2 protein-coding genes are annotated in these 2,229 nt (G+C 61.8%); both read right to left on the bottom strand.

The window, feature by feature from the left end; all coding sequences use genetic code 11:
* A partial coding sequence (locus VFF99_RS14150) for a type II secretion system F family protein (RefSeq protein WP_325018944.1) occupies nt 1-476 on the bottom strand: 476 nt, incomplete at its 3' end.
* A 108-nt stretch (nt 477-584) separates the two neighbouring features.
* Nucleotides 585-2,229: GspE/PulE family protein (locus VFF99_RS14145; RefSeq protein ID WP_325018943.1), on the bottom strand; the 1,645-nt coding region annotated here is incomplete at its 5' end.

Below are 2,229 nucleotides of genomic sequence, written 5' to 3'. Positions count from 1 at the left end.
AGATAGTCAAACAGCCGCAAGAACACTTCATCCATGCGGCCGGTCATCTCGCCGACACGCACCATGCTGAGGTAGAACGGCGAAAACACGTCCGGGTGCCGGCGCAGCGCTGCCGACAGTTCGCGCCCCGAGTCGAGCGATTCGCGCACGTCTTTCAGCACACGTCCGAACGAGCGGTTGACTGCCGATTCCTGCAGGCCGGCCAGCCCGCGCATGATCGGGACGCCGGCCTTGAGCAGGGTGTACAACTGGCGGCTGAACAGTTGTACGTCGAGCGAGCGGATTTTCGGTTCCGTCAGGCGTGCCCACCAGCCTCCTTCGCCTTTCGCAACCGGCTTCCTGGTGACGACGATCTCGATCGGCGTCACGCCTGTGCTGAAGAGCTGGTCCGCCACTGCCCCGCTGTCGGCGCTTTCGAGCACCCCCTGCAGCAGTTCGCCGCGCGCATTACGTCCCTTGTACGCGAAGTACGGCATGTCAGTGCCCGCAGCAAAGGTGCCGCATCGGGTTGCGAGTGCCGGGGCGCGATGCCGCCCCCGGAGCGCGGCGGAACAATGTCATTTGGCTACGCATCAGTCCCCTCGTCACTCATCGAACTGGTTGCTGACCCGCATCGCTTCCGACACGGTCGTTTTTCCGGCGATGACCAGCGCCACCGCATGCCGGCGCAGCGTCTGTCCGGCCATCTGGGCAGTCGCCACTTTCATGAAATGGGCCGGATCGTGATGGTTGGCGGCATCTGCGACAGCATCCGTCATTTCAAGCATTTCGTAGACACCGGTCCGGCCGCGATAGCCGGTGCCATTGCAGTGCGTGCACCCGCGCCCGTGCTTGTACTTGCGTTCGTTGACGGTATCGCGCAGCTCGAACTTGAGCCATTCCTGCTCGTTGGGTTTGAGGGTGTACGGTTCGGCGCAGGTTTCGCAAATCACGCGCACCAGACGCTGCGCGAGCACAGCCTGCAGCGAGGTCGCGACCATGTAGCGCGGCACGCCCATGTCGAGCAAGCGGACCGGCGTGCTGACCGCGTCATTGGTGTGCAGGGTCGATAGCACGAGGTGGCCGGTAAGCGCGGCGCGCATGCCGATCTGGGCGGTTTCCTGGTCGCGCATCTCACCGACCAGCACCACGTCCGGGTCCTGGCGCAATGCGGAGCGCAGCACGCGCGCAAACGTCAGTTCGATCTTTTCATTGACCTGCACCTGGTTGATGCCGGGGAGCCGGTATTCGACCGGGTCTTCGACGGTGATCAGCTTGCGCTCGATCGAGTTAAGTTCTGCCAGCGCGCCATAAAGCGTGGTTGTCTTGCCGCTGCCGGTCGGACCGGTGACCAGCACCAGTCCGTTCGGCCGTTCGAGAATTGCGCGGAATTTTTTCACCATTGCCGCCGGCATGCCGATCGAATCGAGCTTCAGAATGCCGCCGCTCTGATTCAGCAGGCGCATGACGATCGATTCGCCGTACTGCGTAGGCATGCACGAAATACGGACGTCGATCTGCTGGTTTCTCACCTTGACGGCGAAGCGTCCATCCTGCGGCAGGCGTTTTTCCGAAATGTCGAGATCCGACATCAGCTTCAGGCGCAATGCCAGCGACGGCGCAATCTTGATATCGGCTTCGGTCTGCAAATGCAGGACGCCATCGATACGGAAGCGGATCTGCAGCCGTTCGGCCTGCGGTTCGATATGGATGTCGGATGCACGAACCTGGGTCGCGTCGTCGAACACCGATTGCAGCAGCTTGACGACCGGCGCTTCCTCGAGTCCGCTGGTAGCGCCGAGCGCGCCGAAGTCGACCTGGCTGTCGCCGAGCTCCTGTTCCAGTTCGCGCGCGAGATCGGTGATTTGCTCGGTGCGGCGGTAGACGCGGTCGATGGTCTGCAGCAGTTCGCCTTCATTGACCACCGCCAGCTCGATGCTGCGTTTGACGGTACGGGAAATCTCGTCGTATGCAAACAGGTCGGTCGGATCGGCCATGCCGATCAGCAGCGCGCCATTACGGTCTTCCAGCGCAAGCGCGCGGAAACGGCGGGCCTGGGTTTCCGGAAGGCGACGTACAACTTCCGGATTAAGGTTATAAAACCGGAGGTTGATGTAAGGAATATTGAGCTGCTTGGCCAGCGCCCCCGAAATCTGCTCTTCGGTGACAAACCCGTTCTCAATGAAGACACGCCCGAGTTTGCGGCCGGTACGCTTTTGCTCGGTCAGCGAAAACTGCAGTTGCTCTTCA

The sequence above is a fragment of the Noviherbaspirillum sp. genome (assembly GCF_035654295.1).
In the GTDB taxonomy this organism is placed as follows: Bacteria; Pseudomonadota; Gammaproteobacteria; order Burkholderiales; family Burkholderiaceae_D; genus Noviherbaspirillum.
The sequence above is the reverse complement of the archived record's forward strand: the minus strand, read 5'-3'. Positions and strand labels throughout refer to the sequence as shown.